This window comes from Lichenihabitans sp. Uapishka_5 (assembly GCF_033947565.1).
Lineage (GTDB): Bacteria > Pseudomonadota > Alphaproteobacteria > Rhizobiales > Beijerinckiaceae > Lichenihabitans.
On sequence record NZ_JARPVX010000004.1, the window covers coordinates 77,699 to 99,579 of the forward strand.

At 66.7% G+C, this 21,881-nt stretch carries 20 protein-coding genes; 9 read left to right on the top strand and 11 right to left on the bottom strand.

Features of this window, described 5'->3' with window-relative positions:
* Positions 1-18 precede the first annotated feature (18 nt).
* The gene (locus tag P7D22_RS03065) at positions 19-807 is read right to left on the bottom strand and encodes an NAD kinase (RefSeq protein WP_319932737.1); all 789 of its coding nucleotides are present in this window, start codon (positions 805-807) and stop codon (positions 19-21) included.
* A gap of 105 nt (positions 808-912) precedes the next feature.
* Here P7D22_RS03065 and P7D22_RS03070 point away from each other — a divergent pair, with 105 nt between their 5' ends.
* Positions 913-1,596, top strand: coding sequence for a DUF1045 domain-containing protein (locus P7D22_RS03070; RefSeq protein ID WP_319932738.1), 684 nt, complete (start codon positions 913-915; stop codon positions 1,594-1,596).
* A 3-nt stretch (positions 1,597-1,599) separates the two neighbouring features.
* Here the strand turns inward: P7D22_RS03070 and P7D22_RS03075 are convergent, their stop codons facing one another.
* From P7D22_RS03075 to P7D22_RS03090, 4 genes are all read right to left on the bottom strand, one after another.
* Positions 1,600-2,025: a GlcG/HbpS family heme-binding protein gene (locus tag P7D22_RS03075; protein WP_319932739.1), complete on the bottom strand. Its 426-nt coding sequence runs from the start codon at positions 2,023-2,025 to the stop codon at positions 1,600-1,602.
* Positions 2,026-2,054: 29 nt separating this feature from the next.
* Positions 2,055-3,113: a Gfo/Idh/MocA family protein gene (locus P7D22_RS03080; protein WP_319932740.1), complete on the bottom strand. Its 1,059-nt coding sequence runs from the start codon at positions 3,111-3,113 to the stop codon at positions 2,055-2,057.
* The gene (locus P7D22_RS03085; RefSeq protein WP_319932811.1) at positions 3,110-3,895 is read right to left on the bottom strand and encodes a ThuA domain-containing protein; all 786 of its coding nucleotides are present in this window, start codon (positions 3,893-3,895) and stop codon (positions 3,110-3,112) included. The genes P7D22_RS03080 and P7D22_RS03085 overlap by 4 nt, the downstream gene beginning before the upstream one ends.
* A 174-nt stretch (positions 3,896-4,069) precedes the next feature.
* Positions 4,070-4,966, bottom strand: a complete 897-nt coding sequence (locus P7D22_RS03090; RefSeq protein ID WP_319932741.1) for a fructose bisphosphate aldolase — start codon at positions 4,964-4,966, stop codon at positions 4,070-4,072.
* 263 nt (positions 4,967-5,229) lie between these two features.
* Here P7D22_RS03090 and P7D22_RS03095 point away from each other — a divergent pair, with 263 nt between their 5' ends.
* Together P7D22_RS03095 and P7D22_RS03100 are read left to right on the top strand one after the other, a co-directional pair.
* Positions 5,230-5,532 (top strand): hypothetical protein, encoded by a 303-nt coding sequence (locus tag P7D22_RS03095; RefSeq protein WP_319932742.1) that lies wholly within the window; start codon positions 5,230-5,232, stop codon positions 5,530-5,532.
* A 125-nt stretch (positions 5,533-5,657) separates the two neighbouring features.
* Complete coding sequence (locus P7D22_RS03100; RefSeq protein ID WP_319932743.1) at positions 5,658-6,845, top strand: L-dopachrome tautomerase-related protein; 1,188 nt, start codon at positions 5,658-5,660, stop codon at positions 6,843-6,845.
* Position 6,846: 1 nt separating this feature from the next.
* Here the strand turns inward: P7D22_RS03100 and P7D22_RS03105 are convergent, their stop codons facing one another.
* Positions 6,847-7,737, bottom strand: a complete 891-nt coding sequence (locus P7D22_RS03105) for a polysaccharide deacetylase family protein (RefSeq protein WP_319932744.1) — start codon at positions 7,735-7,737, stop codon at positions 6,847-6,849.
* 192 nt (positions 7,738-7,929) lie between these two features.
* Here P7D22_RS03105 and P7D22_RS03110 point away from each other — a divergent pair, with 192 nt between their 5' ends.
* Positions 7,930-8,697 (top strand): glycoside hydrolase family 25 protein, encoded by a 768-nt coding sequence (locus P7D22_RS03110; RefSeq protein WP_319932745.1) that lies wholly within the window; start codon positions 7,930-7,932, stop codon positions 8,695-8,697.
* 33 nt (positions 8,698-8,730) lie between these two features.
* On the opposite strand, the gene P7D22_RS03115 is transcribed toward P7D22_RS03110, so the two are convergent.
* Positions 8,731-9,114: a hypothetical protein gene (locus tag P7D22_RS03115; protein ID WP_319932746.1), complete on the bottom strand. Its 384-nt coding sequence runs from the start codon at positions 9,112-9,114 to the stop codon at positions 8,731-8,733.
* A 160-nt stretch (positions 9,115-9,274) separates the two neighbouring features.
* Between P7D22_RS03115 and P7D22_RS03120 the strand changes: the two genes are divergently transcribed.
* The 3 genes from P7D22_RS03120 to P7D22_RS03130 all read left to right on the top strand — a co-directional run bounded on the left by P7D22_RS03120 (position 9,275) and on the right by P7D22_RS03130 (position 11,334).
* On the top strand, positions 9,275-10,114 hold the full coding sequence (locus tag P7D22_RS03120; protein WP_319932747.1) for a YdcF family protein: 840 nt from the start codon (positions 9,275-9,277) through the stop codon (positions 10,112-10,114).
* 81 nt (positions 10,115-10,195) lie between these two features.
* Positions 10,196-10,849, top strand: a complete 654-nt coding sequence (locus P7D22_RS03125) for a glutathione S-transferase family protein (RefSeq protein WP_319932748.1) — start codon at positions 10,196-10,198, stop codon at positions 10,847-10,849.
* 47 nt (positions 10,850-10,896) lie between these two features.
* The gene (locus P7D22_RS03130) at positions 10,897-11,334 is read left to right on the top strand and encodes a DUF1489 family protein (protein ID WP_319932749.1); all 438 of its coding nucleotides are present in this window, start codon (positions 10,897-10,899) and stop codon (positions 11,332-11,334) included.
* Positions 11,335-11,343: 9 nt separating this feature from the next.
* Here P7D22_RS03130 and accC read toward each other — a convergent pair whose 3' ends face one another.
* The 3 genes from accC to P7D22_RS03145 all read right to left on the bottom strand — a co-directional run bounded on the left by accC (position 11,344) and on the right by P7D22_RS03145 (position 14,280).
* Positions 11,344-12,714 (bottom strand): acetyl-CoA carboxylase biotin carboxylase subunit, encoded by a 1,371-nt coding sequence (gene accC / locus P7D22_RS03135; protein ID WP_319932750.1) that lies wholly within the window; start codon positions 12,712-12,714, stop codon positions 11,344-11,346.
* Positions 12,715-12,734: 20 nt separating this feature from the next.
* Positions 12,735-13,265, bottom strand: a complete 531-nt coding sequence (gene accB, locus P7D22_RS03140; RefSeq protein WP_319932751.1) for an acetyl-CoA carboxylase biotin carboxyl carrier protein — start codon at positions 13,263-13,265, stop codon at positions 12,735-12,737.
* Positions 13,266-13,488: 223 nt separating this feature from the next.
* Complete coding sequence (locus tag P7D22_RS03145; protein WP_319932752.1) at positions 13,489-14,280, bottom strand: DsbA family protein; 792 nt, start codon at positions 14,278-14,280, stop codon at positions 13,489-13,491.
* Between the two features lie 202 nt (positions 14,281-14,482).
* Between P7D22_RS03145 and P7D22_RS03150 the strand changes: the two genes are divergently transcribed.
* A complete protein-coding gene (locus tag P7D22_RS03150) occupies positions 14,483-15,640 on the top strand; it encodes a pyridoxal phosphate-dependent aminotransferase (protein WP_319932753.1) in 1,158 nt (385 codons plus the stop codon).
* 42 nt (positions 15,641-15,682) lie between these two features.
* Here the strand turns inward: P7D22_RS03150 and P7D22_RS03155 are convergent, their stop codons facing one another.
* Entirely contained in the window at positions 15,683-18,712 is a 3,030-nt protein-coding gene (locus P7D22_RS03155; protein WP_319932754.1) for an Rne/Rng family ribonuclease, read from the bottom strand.
* Between the two features lie 772 nt (positions 18,713-19,484).
* Here P7D22_RS03155 and P7D22_RS03160 point away from each other — a divergent pair.
* A complete protein-coding gene (locus P7D22_RS03160) occupies positions 19,485-21,458 on the top strand; it encodes a M23 family metallopeptidase (RefSeq protein WP_442916020.1) in 1,974 nt (657 codons plus the stop codon).
* The last annotated feature ends 423 nt before the right edge of the window (positions 21,459-21,881 follow it).

A 21,881-nucleotide genomic window follows, 5' to 3' on the forward strand; every position in this document is an offset into this window, starting at 1 on the left:
GCTGCGCGCGTCCGGCCCTTAGTGGCCGAACTGTTCCCGCAGAATGCGCTCGTCGAGCGAATGGCCGGGATCGTGCAGCAGCACGAGGCCGATGGAATGATCCATGCGGATCGACAAGCGCAGCACGTTGCGCACCTCGAACTGGTCGGCAGCTGCCACCACGGGCCGCTTTTCGGCCTCGAGAACATCGATCGTCACCTCGGCCCTGTCGGGCAGCAACGCCCCGCGCCAGCGTCGCGGCCGGAAGGCCGAGATCGGCGTCAGGGCCATCAAGGGTGATTCGAGCGGCAGGATCGGCCCGTTGGCCGACAGGTTATAGGCCGTCGAGCCGGCCGGGGTGGCGATCATCATGCCGTCGGCCACCAGCTCCTCGAGCCGCTGCTTGCCATCCACCGACACCCGCATCTTGGCGGCCTGAAAGGTTTGTCGCCACAAGGCGACCTCGTTGATGGCCCGCGCCTCGGCCATCGTGCCGTCGATCGATTGCGCCACCATCAACAGCGGATGCACGATCGAGGGTTTCGCGGCGGCGATGCGCTCCGGCAGGTCGCCGACCGCGTAATCGTTCATCAGGAAGCCGACCGTGCCGCGGTTCATGCCGTAGATGGGTTTGCGCGACCCCATGGCCTGGTGCAGCGCCTGCAGCATCAGGCCGTCGCCGCCGAGCGCCACCAGCACGTCGGCCTCGGCCAGGGGAACGCCGCCATAGGTGGTCTGCAGCTCGATCAGCGCCGCGTCGGCCTCGGGAGTTCCCGACGACAGAAATCCGAGGCGTGGCACCGCCGCCATCGGTTCAGCCCGCTGCATCCAAAGATCCCCTATCGGCCGAACTGTTCCCCTCGGAGCGTCGAGACCCTAGAAGAATGGGGAGCACCGGTAAAGCCGCGGCCGATCCGCGAGAAGGAGCCGACTATGACGCGCTATGCGATCTTCGCCACGCCAGGAGCCGATTCGGAGCTTTGGCAGCTCGGCTCGTCGGTGCTCGGCTATGACGCCGTGACGGGCCTCGATGTGCCGTTTCCCGAACATCCCCTGTTCCATGATCCGCTGAGCCTCGCCTGGAGCGCCGAGCCGCGGCGCTACGGACTGCACGCGACCTTGAAGGCGCCCTTTGCCTTGGCCGAGGGCCGCACGGCGACGCAATTGCGCGATGCCCTGGCGGCCTTCGCTGCGACGCGGCACCCGGTGGCGATCGATCTGACCTTGTCGGTGGTCGGGCATGTCCTGGCGCTCGTGCCGGCCGAGCCGCTCGAGCCGCTGCAACACCTCGCCGATGATTGCGTGCGGCACTTCGATCCGTTCCGTGCCCCGCTGACGGCCGAGGATCGGGAACGTCGCCATCCGGAAGGGTTGATCGAGCGTCAGGTCGAGTCGCTCGACACCTGGGGCGACCCTTACGTGTTCGACGATTTCCAGTTCCACCTGCCGCTGACGGGCGATCTCGACCCGGCGGACCGGCACCGCCTCGAGCCGGTCCTTCGAGGCCTGCTTGCCGCGGTACCGTTACGGCTGACGGTCGATGCCGTGTCGCTGGTCGCGCAGGAAGACCCCGAAGGACGCTTCAAGGCACGCGATCGGTTCGCCTTCGCGGGTTGAGCCTCAGGGCTCGGCCTTCAGGCCCGCCGCCGCGATGCCGGCCAGCAGGGCGGCCTCGTCATTGTCGGACAGGTCGCCCGAAGCACCCGCCGCGCCCACCAGCGTGCCCGCACCGTCGCGCAGCAGCACGCCGCCCGGCACCGGCACCAGGCTGCCACCCACCACATGGCTGACGGCTGCGATGAAGGTCGGCTGATCCTCCGCCCGCTTCGTGATGGCCCGCGACCCCATGCCGAGCGACAGCGCTCCGAAGGCCTTGCCTTGGGCGATCTCGAAACGCTTCAGCGAGGTGCCATCCTCGACGGCTGCGGCTTTGACGACGCCGCGCGCATCCAGCACCACGAAGGCGAGGGGCTTGAAGCCGCGCGTCCGCGCTTCCGCCATCGCGGCGGCGATCAGGGTCTGGGCGGTATCGAGCGTCAACTGCATGGGCGGATCTCCGATCGGGGGCTTGGGCGTCATTGGGCCTGCAGCCATTGCCCTGTCTCGTCCGAGACGACGCAAAGGTCCAGCAGGCGTTGCACCGCCGCAGCCGTGCGGAAGTCCGGCGCGCCGGTCCGGCCCGACATCAAGGCATCGGCGAAGCGCTTTTCGTTGCGCGGCGTCGGCGGCGCCTCGCACGGACGCCAGGTCTGGGTTTGCAGGTCGGGGCCGAGACACACGGACAGCCGCGAATCGGCATGGTTGGCCCACACCTTCACGGCCCCCTTGTCGCCATAGATCGCCAGATTGAGGTCGTTCAGATTGCCGGACGCGAAGCGCGTCATATGGATCGACGCCAGGGCGCCGTTGCTCATCTCGGCCGTGATGGCGACGGAATCGTTGGCATCGAGCGTATAGGCGCCGATACGCCCGCCTTCCGCCTTGTCGAAGGTCTTCAAACGCGCCTGCAGGGCCTTGAAGCCGAGGCCGCTGCCGTATCCGGTGAAATCGAGGAGATGCACCCCGATGTCGCCCAGCACGCCCATCGAGCCATGCGCCGACGACAGCCGCCACAGCCAGCGCTCCTCGGTGCGCCAGTCGCCCCAATGGGCTGCCGTCAGCCAGCTTTGAAGGTAGCTCGATTCGATGTGCCGCACGGCGCCGATCTCGCCGGCATCCACCATGGCGCGGGCTTTTTGCAGCGCATGGGCGTTGCGATAGGTGAGGTTGACCATCCCGACGAGACCGGCCGCGTCCGCGGCTTCGGTCATCCGCAGCGCGTCGGCTTCGTTGGTGGCGAGGGGCTTTTCGCAGAACACGTGCTTGCCGGCCGCGATCAGTTTCAAGGTCGTGGCCGCATGGACGGCATCCGGCGTGGCGTTGACGGCGGCGTCGAACGCTCCCCAACCGAGGGCGTCGTCGAGGCTGCCGAAGCTGTGCGGAATGCCATGCTCGGCCGCATAGGCGGCGGCACGCTCACGATTGGTGTCGGCTGCCGCCACCAGCTCGCAATCCGGCAGCAGGCCGAATTGCTCGCCATGGCGGTGCGCGATCGATCCCGTGCCAAGGATGAGAATGCGCTTGCTTTCGCTCACTTGAAGCCTGCCTCGCCGGCCGCATGCAGCGAACCGCCGCGTTGCTCGATCGGCTCGGGCGCCTTGCCGATCGGACGGTTCGGCGCCTGCTCGACACCGACCCAGGCGGGTGCCGGGTTGTGGGCCCAGCGCACCGCATTGCGCAGCACCTGCTGCACGTCCTTGTCGTGGTAGATCGGATAGGTCTCGTGGCCGGCACCGAAGTAGAAGATGCGGCCAGCGCCCCGCTGGTAGGTCAGCCCGGAGCGGAACACTTCGCCGCCCTGGTACCAGGACACGAACACGGTCTCCAGCGGCTCGGGCACGAGGAAGGGCTCGCCATACATCTCGGAATTTTCGAGCACCAGCGCTTCGCCGATGCCGTGGGCGATCGGGTGGCTCGGGTTGATGGCCCAAACCCGCTCGCGCTCACCGGCCTCGCGCCAGCGCAGCGAGCAAGGCGTGCCCATCAGTCGTTTGAAGATCTTCGAGAAATGGCCGGAATGCAGCACGATCAAGCCCATGCCTTCCCAGACCCGCTGGGCCACGCGCTCGACGACGGAATCCTCGACCCGGCCATGCGCCTTGTGGCCCCACCAGACCAGCACATCGGTGCGGGAGAGGGTGTCGGCCGATAGCCCATGCTCGGGTTGGTCGAGCGTCGCAGTGCCGGCTTCGATGCCTGAATCCTGGCGCAAGGCGGCCGCGATGGTGGCGTGAATGCCGTCCGGGTAGACATCCCGCACGACGGCGTTTTCGCGTTCGTGCAGGAACTCGTTCCAGACCGTGACCCTGGTGGCCATGCTCATGCCCTTCCGCTTGGGAGACCCCCCGATGCCGAGAAGGTGGAGCGACAGGTCGCCGGAACAAGTCGAGCCCGTCTCGGTGTAACCGCGCCTGTCAGCCTGGACGCCGGGCTCCTTCGCCACGGCGCCTTCGTTGTCCGTCCGCGAACCATTGGGACGTTGCGGGCGGTCTCAGTTCTTCCGCGTCGAGGCCTGGTAGATTTCATCGACCGATCGCGCCAGCGTGTCGTCGAACTGGGTGTCGCTCATGCCGTGCTGCAGCCCTTCGGCCAGCGCGCGGGAGAAGCTTGCGATCATGCCGTGATTGTCGGCCAGCAGCTTCGAGGCTTCGTCGCGCGAATAGCCGCCCGACAACGCCACCACCCGCACCACGCGGTCGTGCTTCATCAGCGGCAGGTAGAAATCCGGCACGCTCGGGATGGTGAGCTTCAGCATCACCTTGCGGTCGGCCGGCAGAGCGTCGAGTGCCTTCGACAAGGCGTCGCGCAGCAGGGCCTCGGCTTCGGCCTTGGTGGTGCTCTTGATCGACACCTCCGGCTCGACGATCGGGATCAGCCCGTGGTTGCCGATCTGGGCCGCCAGTTCGAATTGTTGCGCCACGACGGCCGCGATGCCGGTCGGCGAGGCGCTCGAGATGGTGGAGCGCATCTTGGTGCCGAAGACGTTGAGCTTGACGGCGCGCGCCAGCAACGGATCGAGGTCGGGGATCGGCTTCATCAAGCAGACGCCGTCCTTTTCCTCGGCAAGCCCCTTGTCCATCTTGAGGAACGGCACGACGCCGCGCTTTTCCCAAAGGTAGCTCGGCACCGGCATGCCCTCGGCATCGCCATCCATGGTGCGCTCGAACAAGATCGCCCCGATCACCTTGTCGCCCGTGAAGGCCGGCGCCGTCATGATGCGCACCCGCATCTCATGCATCAGCCGGTACATCTCGACATCGCCCTGGTAGGCGGTTTCGGGGATGCCGTATTGCTTGAGCGCGCCGGGCGTCGAGCCGCCGCTCTGGTCGAGTGCGGCGATGAAGCCTTGCTTCTCCGCCATCTGGGTCAACATCTGAGCTTGGGCCATCGTCGTCCTCCACCTCGGTTGAAACCGGCGTGGACGCCGGTCACTCGATCGTTCCCTGTCCGGTCGCGTCTGCGCGCAACGCCCCAAGGTCTACGCGATGGCGGCGCGCAAGATCAATCGTTCGCGGAGGCATGACGCCACGCCGCGCAGCCCGGAACCTGTTCGGCCGCAAAGGGTTCTGCAGCTATCGACCGTGTTCGAAACTCGCTCATCCGGCGCACACCGTCACGCTCGACCTTATTCCACGGTTCAGGAGGTTCGTGATGCATTCCAAATCGAAAAAGCTCGGCCTGGCCGGCATGGCAGCCTTGGTGCTCGGTGCCACCCTGGCCTCGACGGCACCGGCCTCGGCTTTCGGCCGGCATGGGTTCTATCGGGGCGGTCATCGTGGGCTCGGCGTCGGTGCGGCTGTCGGCGTCGGGCTTGGCGCTGCGGCGTTGGGCGCGGTGGCTGCATCGGCCGCAAGCGAGCGTTACAACGGCTATCCGGTCTACCGTGACGGCACCCACCCGGCTTATGGATATGATTATTATCCGGACCACGGCGGCTATTACGGACCTTATTGAGGTCAACCGTCCACCACGGCCATCCCAAGCTTCCCTAGGTCGCCCGGGATGGCCGCCTGTCTCGTTGCCGCCCGCATGGCTCTTCCTCGGCCCAGCGTCTGCACACACCCCTTGGAGTTGACCTCGTGATCACGGTCCGTCGCCTCACGCTCACATCCCTTGTCGCATTGTCGGCGCTCGCCTCCCCGGCCAACGCCTCCGACGCCAAGGGCGCTCTGGGCGCTGCGGTCAAGAAGGTGGCCGGCACGACCGGCAACGCCACACTCGAGCGCGTCGCCCATTTCGACCATCAGGTCACCGGCGTGGCCGCAACCGAAAACGGGCGGGTGTTCGTCAATTTCCCGCGCTGGTCCGAGGATGCGCCGATCTCGGTTGCCGAGATCAAGGACGGCAAGCCCGTGCCGTATCCCGACGCCGAATGGAACCGCTACCGTAACGCGGCCCCGCTGTCGCCAGCCGACCATTTCGTGTGTGTCCAGGCCATGACGGCGGATGGCAAGGGCAACCTCTGGGTCATCGATCCGGCGGCGCCCAACACCGAATTCATCGTGCCGGGCGGTCCGAAACTGGTGAAGATCGACCTGAAGACCAACAAGGTCGTGCAGACCTTCGCGTTCGGCACCGACGTGGCACCCCAGGGCAGCTACCTGAACGACGTACGCTTTTCACCCGATGGAAGGTGGGCCTACATGACCGATTCCGGTGCCACCGGCGCCCTGGTGGTGGTGGATCTGACGACCGGCAAGGGTCGGCGCTTGCTCGAAGGCGATGTGTCGACCATGCCGGACAAGAGCGTCAAGGTGGTGGTCGACGGAGTGACGCTGCAGCAGCCCGACGGACGTGGGGTGCAATTTGCGGCCGACAGCATCTCGATCGATCCGAAGGGCGAGTTCCTGTACTGGCAGCCGCTGACCGGCAAGGTGCTGTATCGCATCGCCACCGCAACCCTGCAGGATGCAGGCCTGTCGCCCGAGGCCGTCAAGGCCAAGGTCGAGAAGGCGGCCGACAGCCAGCCGAATGACGGGTTGTGGACCGACAGCTCCGGCCGGATCTTCTTCTCGAACCTCCACGACAGCGCCATTACGACGCTGGAGCCCGATGGCAAGAAGACCACCCTGGTCGCCGACCCGCGCCTGCGCTGGCCCGACACCTTCGCGGAAGGGCCCGACGCCACGCTCTACGTGACCAACTCCGCCATCAACGACTCGCCACGTTTCAACGCCAAGGGCTGGAAGAGCACGTCGTTCAACCTTTGGAAAATCGTTCCGAAGGACAAGAACCTCGTGGCCACCAACCCCGCCTTCGGAAAGTAGGTCAGCGCGGCATCGGCGATAGCGCTCCGAGACGGACCAGGTGCGGCCAGAGGGCCGCGATGCTGGTGTCAGTTTCGGAGTGCCAGTTCGGCGGAGCTTCGGTGACTGGTGTGCGTCCGTCGCCCGGCACCATGTGGACGATGTGGAAGCCGTCCGTCTTCAGGCGCTTCAAAAAGGCGGGAAGCATGGCGGCGGTCTGCGGCTTGATGTCGTGAAGCAGGATGATGCCGCGTCCTGCCTTGGTCAGGCGGTCCATCATCAGGGCAAGTTCCTGCTCGGGCGTCATCTTGATCCAGTCGGAAGCCCAGAGGTCGGCGCCGAACACCGTCACATGGCGTGACGCCAGCCAGGCATCGAGGGCTTCCGTGTCGGCAAAACCCGGATAACGGAAGAACGGGACGCGCGGGGTCGCGTCGTCGATCCCGAACCCAGCCGTGTTGACGGCGCGAAACCCTTTCTCGATATCCGCTTCGGCGGCCGGTTCAGCCAAGCCCCGCAGCGTGATCTCGGGATGCGAAAAGCTGTGCGAGCCGACATTGTGCCCGGCCGCCACCTCGCGCTTCACGAGGTTCGGGGCCGCCAGGGCGTTGCGACCGATCAAGAAGAACGTTGCGCGGACGCATTGCGCGGCAAGAGCGGCCAGCACCGCCGGTGTGGTGCGTCGCGACGGGCCGTCGTCGAAGGTCAGCACCACCTCGTGATCCCCGAGCCCCAGGGTCTCGTGGTAGGTCTTCAACCCGAGGTCGGATGGTCCCTGGTTTCCGATGGTCATGATCCGCGATGTGCCGAGCGCATCCGGGCCGCAGGCGGGAGGCGCTGGCGACGCGCCGGCCCAAGCGGATCCCGACAGCATGACGAAGGCCGGGGCGAACAGAAACGCACGAAACAACACGGGAAGGCTCGGATTGATGGATGCCAGTGGGTGTATCATGGCGGCACGCGCGATCGTCCCATCAAAGCCGCACGGCTGGCGTGCGAGCCGGTGCGACGCCGCTGCGGCATTTTCGTTTGCCGCGTCGTTAAGCGGCCGTTACGACCTTCTGCCTAGTTTGAGCCCTTGTTCTCGGTAAGGTCTCGACCCCGTATGACATTGTCGAAACTCATCTGCATCTGTCTCGGGGCCTTGGCGCTCGCCGGCTGTTCGACGGTGGAGATGAGCGGCATCGGCCACACGCATCTTCCCGCCAACCTGCCGCAGCCTGCGGATTTCGTCGTGCACGGGATCGACGTGTCCAAGTACCAGGGCCTGATCGACTGGGATCGGGTGCGCGATTCCGGTGTGAAATTCGCCTGGATCAAGGCGACCGAAGGCGGCGACAACGCCGATTCGCAGTTCCGCCGCAACTGGCAGCTCGCCAAGGCGGCCGGCGTGCCGCGCGGTGCCTACCATTTCGTGTATTGGTGCCGCCCCTGGCAGGAGGAGATGCGCTGGTTCGAGGCCAATGTGCCGGTGGAAGCCGATGCGCTGCCGCCGGTGCTCGACGTGGAGGCGACACCGACCTCGAAATCCTGCAAGCGCACGCTCTACCGCGAACAGGTCCTGGCCGAGATGCGCCAGATGCTGCAGGAGATGGAGCGCCACTTCGGCAAGCGCCCGGTGATCTACAGCACCGTCGACTTCTACGCCGGCATCCTGGCCGGCGGCGGCATGTCGGATTATCCGATCTGGGTGCGCAGCACGAAATATTCCCCATCCATCAAATACGGGGATCGCCGCTGGCACTTTTGGCAATACCAGTCGGATGCCCGCGTGCCCGGCATCCAGGCCAAGGTCGACCGCAACGCCTTCTTTGGCAGCCCCAAGCAATGGGAAGCCTTTCTCGGGGGCAGCGGGCTACCGATGGCCTATTAGCGGCGCCACGCCAACAGGGCGCCGCCCCAGCGCCTACAAGGCCTTCGGGTTGCCGGGGAGGATCTCGAAGGCATCGGCCGTGCCGTCGGCATCGGTGAAATGCCCTGTGTCGGCCGCGACCGACACCTGCAAGCAAGCGTGGTCGTCGTCGTCGGGATAATCGAAGCAGACCTGCGTGCCGTCCTGGTTCCATCGTCCCGTGGTGGCGCCGTCGCCGTCGAGGCGCCGCAGCGTGCCGTCGGGGGCATAGAACTCCGTGTAGCTGCCGCCCTTGGTGGTCACCACCACGGTGTTGCCGACAAGCTTCTGCCAGGCCGCCGAGCCGTTCAGCGTTGCCTCCTGGGCGCGGCTGGTCGTAATCCCGAGCAGCATCAGGGCCGCCAGCGCGGTGGCGCGAGATCGGTGAAACGTGGCCATCTTGTTCTCCCCGGCCGGGGTGCCATAAGTCGCGCTGCCGCTCAAGCGAGGCCTGCCGGTCCTGCCGGCCGGACGGACCACACAACGATGACGCGTAATAAGCGCCAGGGCCACCAAGGCTTGCTCCCGCGGTGGGCCGCACCTGCATTGACCAGCCTGCGTGGCTGATCCGATGTTCTTCGTCCTATCGAAGCTGATCTGGTTCGTGGTCGCGCCCGCCAATCTTCTGATGCTCGCCAGCCTCTTCGGGCTTGTGGCGATCGGGCTGGGATGGAGCCGCGCCGGGCGGGTCGCCACCACGGTCGGGGTCGTCGGGCTCGCGGTGCTGGGCTTCTCGCCGCTGGGCGCCCTGATCCTGCGGCCGCTCGAGGATCGCTTTCCCGCGCCACCGGCCGACATGGTGGCCCCGGATGGGCTCGTGGTGCTAGGTGGCTCGACCGACGAAACCATCAGCGCGGCCCGCGACCAGCCGACCGTTTCGGATGCGGCCACGCGCATCACGGCCGCGGTCGAACTGGCGCGTCGCTATCCCGCGGCGCGCCTCGTCTTCTCGGGCGGTTCGGGGCGCCTGCTGCCGCATGCCCGCACCGAGGCCGAAGACACGCGCCGCCTTTGGATCGGCATGGGTGTCGATCCGGGGCGCATTACGCTCGAGGACCGATCCCGCAACACGGACGAGAACGCACGCTTCACGGCCGCGCTCGTCAGGCCCGCGCCCGGCGCCCGCTGGCTGCTGGTGACCTCGGCCTTCCATATGCCCCGTTCGGTCGGCCTGTTTCGTGCCGCCGGCTTCCCGGTGATCGCCTATCCGGTCGATTATCATACGACGGACACGGGCGACGACCTTCTGCCGCCACGCGGCCTCGCGTCCGGGCTGGCGCGCTTCGAGATCGCAGCGCGCGAATGGGTCGGCCTGTTAGTGTATCGGGTCACCGGGCGCACCCACGACCTGTTTCCCCGGCCGGATGGCGTAGCGGAGGAGCCCAAGCCGGTCGGCTGATCTCTGGTATCAGGACTTTCGGCTTGTTCTCGGGAAGCCGCCGCCGCATGACGGACTTCCTGAGCGACGCGGAGCTGTGAGATGGCCTGGACCCTGTTTATCGGCAACAAGGCCTATTCGTCCTGGTCGCTGCGGCCCTGGATCCTGATGCGCCATTTCGGCATCCCGTTCACAGACAAGACCATCCCGCTCGACCAGTCGACAACGGGGGAGGAGATCAGGCGTCATTCGCCGACCGGCCGCGTGCCCCTGCTCGAGGCCGACGGCGTCAGGGTCTGGGAGTCGCTCGCCATCATGGAGTTCCTGGCCGAGCGTTTTCCCGACTTGGCGATCTGGCCGGCCGACCCTGAAGCACGCACGCTGGCCCGCTCGCTGGCTTCTGAGATGCATGCCGGCTTCCAACGGCTGCGGCAGACCTGCCCGACCAACTTTCGTCGGCCGCAACGCGCCATTGCGATCCCGGACGATGCCCGCCGCGATGTCGACCGCATCGAGGAGGCCTGGGCCGGCGCTCGGGAACGCTGGGGGCAGGGCGGCCCCTTCCTGTTCGGCGCCTTCACGGCGGCCGACGCCATGTTCGCGCCCGTGATCAACCGCCTGTGGACCTATGCGATCCCGGTGCGGCCCGAGACCGCGGCCTATATGGCGGCCGTCATGGCATTACCGGCCTGGCACGCCTGGATCGAGGGCGCCGAGGCCGAGCCCTGGTTTATCGACAGGTATGAGGCGATCTGACGATTCGTCTCGTGGCTTCGCGGCTGGGCCTGCGCTAGACCACGCCGATGCCCCTCCACCTGCTGAAACTCTGCGTCGGCGCCGAATCGATCGACGACCTGGAAGGCTGGATTGCGGCGCGCCTCGAAACGCAACGCGCCGCCGGCGAGGCGACTGAGCAAAAGCACACCACTCGCATGGTGCCGACTCGCACGACTGAGCTGCTCGACGGTGGCTCGTTGTTCTGGGTCATCAAGGGCCATATCGCGGCCCGCCAGGAGTTGGTGGCCATCCGCCCGTTCACCGACGACGGCGGCATCGGCCGCTGTCATCTCGTGCTCGTGCCGACCGTCATCCCGGTCGACCCCCGTCCGTGCCGACCGTTCCAGGGCTGGCGTTACTTGCAGCACGACACGGCGCCGCAAGACCTCGGATCGTTCGGGCGGGACGTGGTCGGGCTGCCGGAACCGCTCCGCCGCGAATTGCGGCTGCTCGGGCTGTTGTAGCCCCGAGCCTCAGCGTGGAACGCCGTCCGCCTCTGCATTGGCCGGATCGGCCAGGAAGCGTTCCAGCCAATGAATGTCGTAGTCGCCGTTCTGCATGTCGGGATTGCGCACGAGACGGCGGAACAGCGGCAGGGTGGTCTCGATGCCGTCGATGATGAATTCGTCGAGTGCGCGTCGCAGGCGAAGCAGCGCCTCCGTGCGGGTCCGGCCGTGGACGATCAGCTTGCCGACAAGCGAATCGTAGTTCGGCGGGATCGTGTAGCCCTGATATACGGCGCTATCGACCCGCACACCGAGACCGCCCGGCGGATGGTAATAGGCGATCTTGCCGGGCGAAGGCCGGAAGGTCAGCGGGTTTTCGGCATTCACCCGGCATTCGATGGCATGGCCGGAGAAGCGGACATCCGCCTGGGTCAGCCCAAGCGGAGCGCCGGCCGCGATCTTGATCTGCTCGTTGACGAGATCGATCCCGGTGATCATCTCGGTGACCGGATGCTCGACCTGGATGCGGGTGTTCATCTCGATAAAGTAGAACTGCCCGTTCTCGTACAGGAACTCGATCGTGCCAGCGCCCAGATAAGCGAGCTTGCGCATGGCATCGGCGCAGATCTCGCCGATTTCGCTGCGCTGGTCTCCGTCGAGCGCTGGGGACAAGCCTTCTTCCCACACCTTCTGGTGCCGGCGCTGCAGCGAGCAATCGCGTTCGCCGAGGTGGACGGCCGCACCGCGCCCGTCACCCAGCACCTGCACCTCGATATGGCGCGGCTTTTCGAGGTATTTCTCGAGATATACGGCGTCGTCGCCGAAGGCGGCCTTTGCTTCGCGCCGGGCGGAAGACAGCGCTTCCGACAGGTCGGCCGCCGTGCGGGCCACCTTCATGCCGCGACCGCCGCCGCCTGAGGCCGCCTTGACCAGCACCGGAAAGCCGATGTCGGCCGCCACGCGGGATGCTTCGGCATCATCGGTGACGCCGCCTTCGGATCCCGGCACGCAGGGGATGCCGAGCGCGCGGGCGGTCTTCTTGGCCTCGATCTTGTCGCCCATCACCCGGATATGCTCGGCCTTCGGGCCGATGAAGGCGATGTCGTGCTCGGCCAGGATCTCGGCGAAGCGCGCGTTCTCGCTCAGAAAACCGTAGCCAGGGTGGATGGCATCGGCGCCGGTGATCTCGCAAGCCGACAGGAGGGCCGGGATGTTGAGATAGCTGTCGCGGGCCGGCGGCGGCCCGATGCAGACGCTTTCATCCGCCAGCTTGACGTGCATGGCATCGGCGTCGGCGGTGGAATGCACCGCCACGGTCGCGATGCCGAGCTCTTTGGCGGCGCGCAACACCCGCAGGGCGATCTCGCCCCGGTTGGCGATCAGGATCTTGTCGAACATGGCCGAACTCCAGCGGGCGCTCAGGCGATGACGATCAAGGGTTCGCCATATTCGACGGGCTGGCCATCTTCGACCAGGATGGCCGAGATCGTGCCCGACTTGTGGGCCACGATATCGTTAAAGGTCTTCATCGCTTCAACCAGCAGCACGCGGTCACCGGCCTTGACGCTGGCGCCAACGTCGACGAAGGGCTTCGATTCCGGGTTGGCGCGGCGGTAAACGGTGCCGACCATCGGCGACTTGAGCAGCGAAGCGGGATCGATCTCGGCCGGGGCTTCCTCGACCACTGGGGCGGCCGCCAGGGCCGGCGCGATGGCCGCGGGCGCCGCCACATGCGCCATCATGGGTGCCACCGCAGTGGTCTTGGACCGGTGATGCCGTGTCAGGCGAATGCGCAGGTCGCCCTTCTCGATCTCGATCTCGGCGAGGTCGGTCTCGCTGACGAGTTCGGCCAGCTGCCGCACCAGATCCGCATCGATCAGCGAAGCATCCGCCTGGGCATCGGACGAGGAAGAAGGCTTGGCGCGCACACGCAGACCGTTTCGGATCATCGTTGGAACAACTCCCGGCGTCCCGCACGCGTCGAAGCGTCGGGCGGGGCCGTCAGAAAGAAAGCATCGCGACGCCGGCAGGCTCGATGCGCCGTATCGGCCCGAGGGGCCGGAACCGGAAGGGCTTCAAGGATCGTCACGCGACACAAGGACATGGTCGAGCCTCCATAGACCCGCTCCGGAGCGATGGAAAGAACCGGAGCGGCGCCAAAGGCCGCTTTTCTCAGGAACAGGTCGACTTCCCGCATTTGGCGACGTTGTCGACGTGCTCCTTCAGCTCGTCATAGCCAACCGCGCCCACCACCACATCGGACCCGACCACGAAGGATGGCGTACCGGTGAGGCTCAAGGCGTCGGCCAGTTGCAGGCTCTGCTGTATGCCGGCCTTGATCTCCGGCTTCGCCAGATCCTTGGTGAGCTGATCCATGTCGACGCCCGAATCCTTGGCGGCCGCGAGCGCCTGCGCTTTGGCAACGGGACCATGGGTCGAGAGCAGCTTATAATGGAAGGCCCAGAACTTGTCGCCATTCAGCTGGGTCCGCACGGCGCCGGCCACCTGGGCGGCTTCGACCGAGCCCGGGCCAAGCACCGGGAAGTCGCGCAATACCACCCGCATGTCCGGGGTGGTCTTCATCAGCTTGGCCATGTCGTCGAGCGCGCGCTTGCAGTAGCCGCAATTGTAATCGAAGAACTCGACCAGCGTGACCTTGCCGTTCGGATTGCCCACCACCTCGCCATAGGGCGAGTTCAGCAGGGCATCCGACTGGTCGCGCATGATGGTCTCGCGCTTGGCCGCCTCCTGGGCCTTGTCGCGCTTGTCGAGCTCGACCATGGCGTCGCGCAGCACCTCCGGGTTCTGGACGAGGTAATCCTTTACCAGCGCGCCGATCTCGGCCTTCTGGGCCGGGTTGAATTCCGCGGCCTGCGTGGCCGGGGTCATGGCCAACAGGGCGGCCCCGGTTGCGGCCGCTGCCAGCCAGCGGCGCGTTCGGCGGGAAGGCTCGAGAAAAAACATCGGGAACTCCTGGTCGGCCGGACGCAAGAACGGCGATCGCATGCACAAGTGGGCTCAGCATGGACCTTCGCATTATGTCGATCTCGGGGCTATGGCCCGTTCGGCGGGGCGGAGCCCTTGCCGCGCAGCCCGGCTGTATCCAGGCGAGCATCCAGCCCGCTACAAGCGGCCGCATTGCAGTCTCGCGCCCTCAAGGGTCTCCATGTTTCAAGCTTCGCGTCGTAGCGCCGTGTCCCCCTTTCTGGCCATGGATGTGCTGAGTGCCGCCACCCTGAAGGAACGCGCCGGCGAGCGGGTGATCCACATGGAGGTGGGGGAGCCCGGTTCGCCCACCCCGCTTCCCGTGCGGGCCGCCGCCCAGCGCGTGCTCGAAGCCGGTCGCGTCGGCTACACGGAAGCCCTCGGCCTGCCGGCCCTGCGGGCCCGCATCGCGCAGCATTATGCCGATTGGTACGGCGTTTCGCTCGATCCGGCCCGCGTCGTTGTGACCACGGGCTCGTCCGGCGGCTTCACCTTGAGCTTCCTGGCCTTGTTCGATGTCGGGGCACGGGTCGCCATCGCGGCGCCGGGTTACCCGGCCTATCGCAACATCCTGCAGGCGCTCGGCCTCGTGGTGGTCGATCTGCCGACCTCGAAGCTAAGCCGCTATGCCGTGACGGCCGAGATGATCCGCCGCGCCCATGCCGAGCAGCGGCTCGACGGCGTGCTGCTGATGAGCCCCGCCAACCCGTCCGGCACCATGATGCTGCCGGAAGAGCTGGCTGCCGTCGCCGCGACCTGCGAGGGTCTGGGCATCCGGTTCATCTCGGACGAGATCTACCATGGCCTGACCTATGAGCGTCCAGCCGAGACGGCGTTGCGCTCTTCCGACAGCGTCGTGGTGGTGAACTCGTTTTCGAAATATTTCTGCATGACGGGATGGCGGGTCGGCTGGCTGGTGGTGCCGGAACCCCCGGTGCGCACCATGGAGCGCCTGCAGCAAAGCTTGTCGATCTCGGTGCCCACCCTCAGCCAGGTGGCGGCGCTGGCAGCCTTCGAGGCCCAGCCGGAGCTCGAACGCATCCGCGACGCCTATGCGGCGAACCGGCAGGTGCTGCTCGAGGCACTGCCACGCCTCGGCTTCACAGACCTGCATCCGGTCGATGGAGCCTTCTATTGTTACGCGGACGTCAGCCGGCTGAGCAACGACTCGGTCGAACTCTGCCGCCTGATGCTCGACCAGACCGGGGTGGCGGCGACGCCCGGCATCGACATCGATCCGGAACGCGGCCGCAGCACCCTTCGGCTGTCCTTTGCGGGGCCGCAGGCCGACGTCGTCGAGGCGGTGCAGCGGTTGGAAACCTGGTTGCCGCGCCTTTGAAGGAAAGATCGCCCAACCCTTTCGGGCGGGCGATCTTCGGGCTCATTCCCCCGTGATGGTGGCCTTGGCGCGCTGCCACCAGCCGGACCGCTTCGGCCGGGAAGGCTCGTCGGCATCCGGCTCGGGCGTTGCGGCCGGGGCTGTCAGGCCCTCGTCGCCGGCCGGGGCTTCGGCCGCAGTCACGAGTCCGGGCAGGGCCGGTTCTTCGGCCGGCGTCTCGACAGCGTCGGCGGGGTGGTTCTTCACCGTGTCGGCGCCGATGTCGCGATCGGCCGAAGGTGCATCCATGGCGTAGGCTTCGGTCGGCGGCACGTCGGCCGGCACGGCGAGATCGAGGCTCGGCTCTTCCACCACGGCCCGGCTGCGCGACCGGCGTGACCGGCGCGGCGCCGCGGGAGCAACCTCGGCCTCCGGTGCCTTTTCGGCGGCTTCGGCCTGCGGCGCGGCGCGACGACGGCTGCGACGGCGCGGGGTCGGCTCCGCGACCGCCTCCGCCCCTTCGGCCTCGGTCACCTCGGCCTGGGCCGCAACCGGCTCGGCAGCCGCTTCAGCCACCGCCACGACCGCATCGTCAGCCGCCACAAGGGCGGGAGCCGGCGCGTTTCGCGCGTCCGACGCGATGTCGTCGTCGGCTCGAAAATCGCCCTCCGGGAGGTCGCCTTCGGCGCGGGCCAGGACTTCCATGCCGGTATCGGAGGGCTGATCGCCATCGGCCTCGACGCTGGACGGACCACGATCCCGGCCGCGACGCCGACGGCGGCGGCGGCGCCGGCCGCCCCCTTCGCCCTCGCCATCCTCGTTAGACCCAGCTTCGGACGCGGTGACGTCGGTCTCCAAGCTTTCCGCGGTCTCCTCGACCACGACCTCCGCTTCGATCTCCTCGACCTCGACTTCGAGGATTTCGTCTTCGGTGCCGCCGTTATAGCCGAGCGCCTCGCGCTTCGGCGCGACCACCGGCGTGGCTTCCTCACCGCGATCAATGGCGTGGTAGACGGTGCCGGTCAGCGACGCATCGGCCGTCACCGTCAGGCTGACGCCGAAGCGGCTTTCGAGATCCGTCAAATGCGGACGCTTCTGGTTCAGGATGTAGAGCGCCACGTCCATCGGGGTGCGAACCACGAGGTTAAAGGCGTTCGAGCGGATCAGATTGTCTTCCAGCACGCGCAGCACATGCAGCGCGATCGAGGATGTCGAGCGCACCGTGCCGGCGCCCATGCAATGCGGGCAGAGGACGGTGGAGCCTTCCAACACGCCCGTGCGGATGCGCTGGCGCGACATTTCGAGCAGGCCGAAATGCGAAATACGGCCGATCTGGATGCGGGCGCGATCGTTCTTCAGCGCATCCTTCATGCGCTTCTCGACCGCCCGGTTGTTGCGGCTTTCATCCATGTCGATGAAATCGACCACGATGAGGCCCGCAAGGTCGCGCAGCCGGAGCTGGCGGGCCACCTCGTCGGCAGCCTCGAGGTTGGTGCGGACCGCCGTGTCCTCGATATTGTGTTCGCGGGTCGAGCGACCCGAGTTCACGTCGATGGCGACCAGCGCCTCGGTCTGGTTGATCACCAGATAGCCGCCCGACTTCAGCGTGACCTGGTTCGAGAACATGGCGTCGAGCTGCGCTTCGGCGCCCGACTTGGCGAAGATCGGCTGCGGATCGCGGTAGGCCACGACGCTGCGGACCTGGCTCGGCATCAAGAGCCGCATGAACTCCTTCGCCTCGCGGTAGCCCTCGTCGCCGGCCACCACGATTTCATCGATCTCCTTGGAATACAGGTCCCGGATGGCGCGCTTGATGAGCGAGCCTTCCTCGTAGACCAGCATCGGAGCGGACGAGCGCAGCGTCAGTTCGCGCACCGTTTCCCACATGCGCAGGAGGTATTCGAAGTCGCGCTTCACCTCGCCTTCGCCTCGCGCGGCGCCCGCCGTGCGCAGGATGATGCCCATGCCTTCCGGCACCTCGAGCTCGCCCGCGATCGCCTTCAGGCGCTTGCGATCGTCCGAATCGGTGATCTTGCGGGAAATGCCGCCCCCACGCGCCGTGTTGGGCATCAGCACCGAATAGCGGCCGGCGAGCGACAGATAGGTGGTCAGCGCCGCGCCCTTGTTGCCGCGCTCTTCCTTGACGACCTGCACCAGCAGGATCTGCCGGCGCTTGATGACTTCCTGGATCTTGTAGTGCCGGCGCAGCCGCGGTGCGCGGACCGGCACGTCCTCGAGCGCGTCGCCGCCGAGCTGTTCGACCGCCTCGTCCTCGTGGGCGTCCTGGTCGTCGGTGTGGGCGGTTTCGTCCTCGCCAGCCTCGGGACGGCCGGGCTCGTTGACTTCAAGCGTCTCGACAGTCGGCGTTGCGACGTCTTGCACAAAACCGGCTTCGACGGCCGGACTGTCCTCGACGATGCGGTGATCGTCGGGCTCATAGGCGCTGGCCGGGATGGCCGGGCTACGCGCTGCATCGTCCGGGTTGCCACGGTCGGGCTCGGACGCCTCGCCCTCGGGCGTGGCCTGCTCATCGATCGGCGCGGTTTCGTCCCGGACGGCTTCGGCCTCGGCAGCAGCTTCGGGCGTCAGCAGGGCTTGCGGCTCGACGTCGTCGGACGCGACGGCCACGCCCGGCTGCTCGGAGGGCGAAGCGTCGTGCGCCTCGCCAGCACCCTGCCCATCAACGGGAGCTGCCTCGGACTCGGGGGCCGCACCCTCCTCGCCGCCGCGACCACGGCCGTTATGCCGCCGGCGACGGCTGCGCCGCGGCGCGGTCTGGCGCTGCTCGTCGTCTTCCTCGCGATGGGCACGGGCTTCCTCGTCGAGGAGGGCCTGCCGATCGGCAACGGGGATCTGGTAATAATCCGGGTGGATTTCCGAGAAGGCCAGGAAGCCGTGCCGGTTGCCGCCGTATTCAATGAAGGCAGCCTGGAGCGAAGGTTCGACCCGGGTGACCTTGGCGAGATAGATGTTGCCGCGGAGCGGCTTCTTGGAAGCGGATTCGAAATCGAAGTCTTCGACGCGGTTACCGCGGAGCACTACGACCCGGGTTTCCTCCGGGTGCGCGGCATCGATAAGCATTTTGTTGGCCATGGGAAACTCGTTTTGGGCGCGTGGCCGAGCCGGAGACCTCAGCGACCGGCCGACCTGAGGTCGGTGGCGTCGAGTGCAGTCCCATGCAGCGGCGTCGCACGAAAGGATGGGGAAAAGCGTGGTGGTCCGTCCAGAGCCGGACCGGTGGAACGGTGTGGCCGAAATCGGCCGGGCGGTCCGCCATGGCTCCCGAGGGGCCGACGAAGCGGAGATGACCCGCCGCTTGCTGCGGCGCGCCTTCCGTCTTCATCGTCATACCCCGATCCGGGAGGCTCATGGCCTACAACCCTTCAAACCAGCGACCGCGAATGGATCACTTCATTCGGGCGGGCGACATGCGACCGTAGGCCGGCGTGAAATGCCGAGCGGCACCGCAAACCCCTGAACCATCAAGGAGGCGGACCGTGCCCCGTGCCGGTCGCATCGACGAAGACTGCGCTTCCATCGACCGCGACCTGTTGCGTCGAAGCCCGAATGCAAGGGAGATAATCAGCTTGCCATCGGTTTGGCAAGGATGGGTCGCCGGGTTGGTGTCCGACAGCCCCGCATGGCCGTGGTTGGAGCAGGAGAATGCGAAAGCCTCACTCGAGCCATGATCTCGGCCAAGAAGCCGTCCCGGTGCTGTTGGCAGAGGCAGACTTGTAAGCGTGGCACGCCTTGATACAACGTCGACCGTGCGGTTCCGGCCGGCGGTGCGATCCGTCCATGACCGCAGGAGCGGGGCGCCAGGGCCGTGATGGCTTTCTCGTCCGGCTTGCGGCCACAGGACCACGTGTTGCTGATCGATCTCGGCGTCGAACCCCCCATCGAAGCGAGTGGCCGGCGCCATGCCGCCTTCGACCGGCGGCGCGTGTCGCTGCGCTGGATGTTCGGCACCATCCTGACGGGCCTGGTCGGTGGCGGGCTGATCGGCCTCGCCATCTACGCGTCGCTCGAACAGAACGCGATCGCGCCCCGTCAGCCTGATTTTGTCGCGAGCGTACCCGTCGAGCCCGCGAGCGGGCCCGACGACGGGCCGCGTCGCGCCGACCGCCTGATCAAGAACGCCGACATCGTGGCCGACAAGCAGACCTTCTCGGCGCCTGTCACCGTGGCGGTGGGCGACAAACAGGTGATGCGCACGCAAAGTTTCACCCGTGTGTCGACGACGCTGGCGCTCGCCCCGACGGGCTTCGCCGACCAGGTGCCGGACTTCAACCCGATGAAGCTGCTGGCGGGCAATGACCAATCGCCGGCCGAAGGGCCGATCGATCCCGGCCCCGCCCTCGACGACAGCGACATGTCTTTCACGGTGAAAGACCTCTCGACCGCGGACCCGAGCCACTTCAGCGGCGGCCTCGGCAAGGAGGAGGTGCAGGCGCAGGTGTCCGAATTCCTGCGCGGGGCCGAAAGCCCCAGCGACAAGCTCACCATGCTGCCGGCGCAGATGCTGTTGATGCGTACCAGCCGCGCCAGCTTGAATTTCGCCGGCACGCTCGGTTTTGCGGCGCCGGAAAACCCTTTGGCGAACCCGTTCTCCTCCATCGAGGTCAAGATGGTGCCGGAGAACGTCACCGTGGTGCAGCAATCGATGCGCGGCCACGAAGGCGCCGACACGGCCGAGCGCCTGGTGGTGCTCCGCCACGGCGAGACCCTGGAAGGCGTGCTGCAGGCCAATGGCGCCGATGCGGCTGCCGTGCGTGGCATCGTGACGGCTTTTGGCGCTCGTCGCGGCGAGGCCCCGGTGGCCGAAGGGCGCCGCCTCCGGTTGCTGATCGTCGGACGTAGCGGCAAGTCCGCCGGCCAGATCGCGCGTGTGGCGGTATATGCCGACGAGACCCTTGAGACCACGGTGGCGCTCGAGGATTCGGGTGACTACGTGCAGGTGTCCCGCCTCGAAGCCAAGCCGGTCGTGGCCGCGAAGCCGAAGGACGACGATGACGAGGACGACGATGCCGGCGGCATGCGGCTTTACCAGAGCTTGTACGAAACGGCTCTGAAACAGGGCATCCCGAAGCCCATCATCGACGACCTTGTTCGCATTTTCGGCAACGATGTGGATTTCCAGCGCTCGGTGTCGGCCGGAGACACCCTGGACTGTTTTTATGCCGACGCCGACCAGGACAGCCATGACGAACTGCTGTTCGCCTCCGTGACGGTCCATAACGAGAGCTATCGCTATTACCGCTTCCAGGATCCCGAGGGCAGCGTCGATTATTTCGACGAGAATGGCCGTGCCACGCAGAAATTCCTGATTCGCAAGCCCGTGCCGGTCGGCGAGGTGACGTCCGGCTTCGGCATGCGGTTCCATCCGGTGCTGGGTTACAGCCGACCCCATACGGGGGTCGATTGGGGCGCCCCGATCGGCACGCCGATCCTGGCGGCAGGCAGCGGCGTGCTGCTCACGGTCGAGCGGAGCTCGAGTTATGGCAACCATATCGAGATCCAGCATCCGAACGGCTATGTGACGACCTATTCGCACATGTCGGGATTCGCGCGCGGCATGGCGGACGGCACGCATGTGCGGCAGGGCCAGGTGATCGGTTACCTCGGCCAGACCGGGCTCGCGACGGGACCGCACCTGCACTACGAAGTGATCGTCAACGGCCACTTCGTCGATCCGATGCGGGTGAAGCTCGCCCGGACCCGCGAAATGGACGGCAAGATGATGACGAGCTTCAAGAAAGAGCACGACCGCATCAATGCCCTGATGGCGAGCGCCCCCAACGCGATGCCGGACCTCGGCACGCACGCGGCCGCCAATTAGGCCGAACTCGGGCGCTCGTCCGCTGCCTCTCTGACGCGCTCAGCGGCTTGATCGTGGAGATCGTGACCTGCACGCGTGCATCGACACCATCAGGATCCGCCGCAGCAACCTTTGCCCGAATCTCTGACGCCAGGATAAAGCGTGAGGCAACGCTCGACCGGGCTCTCGCCGGTGACGTAGCTGATCGGCTCGGTTTCCCGCTAACAATTGTGGTATGGGCCTGTTGTGCACTTTGGCGGGCGGTTCCGTGCTGATCGCGAAGCAGGACGGCACCGGGCGCCGCGCGGTACTTTCCGGTGCGCCCAGGGTCTTCGGAGGGGGCGCCGGCTCTGCGGCAACGTGCGCAGCCTCCAGGGCTTGGCCAGCCGCGTTGCCTCGTGTGTCGATGCGTCGGTCGCAGCGTTGCGGCTCGTGAGTTGAGGG